Origin of the sequence: Pseudomonas sp. SIMBA_067 (assembly GCF_046534675.1) — a bacterium.
In the GTDB taxonomy this organism is placed as follows: Bacteria; Pseudomonadota; Gammaproteobacteria; order Pseudomonadales; family Pseudomonadaceae; genus Aquipseudomonas; species Aquipseudomonas putida.
In genome coordinates this window covers 1-233 of sequence record NZ_JAWRYH010001407.1, presented here as the reverse complement: position 1 = coordinate 233, position 233 = coordinate 1, and the positions used below count along the sequence as shown (strand labels likewise).

1 pseudogene is annotated in these 233 nt (G+C 63.5%); it reads left to right on the top strand.

The features are described from left to right. Window positions 1-233 (top strand): annotated as a pseudogene (locus SB765_RS34015) (hypothetical protein); the annotation flags it as partial.

Sequence of the window (233 nt, the reverse complement as noted above, 5' to 3'; positions counted from 1 at the left end):
AGCTGTTCGTGCGCGCCTACGGCACCAACAACTTCCCGGATTGTTCGAACATGTGTCACGAGGCCAGCGGCGTGGCTTTGGCGCAGAGCGTCGGCGTGGGCAAAGGCACCGTGACCTTCGATGACTTCGAACATGCCGACGCGATTTTCGTCTGGGGCCAGAACCCCGGCACCAACCACCCACGCATGCTCGAACCGCTGCGCGAAGCCGTCAAGCGTGGCGCTCAGGTGGTG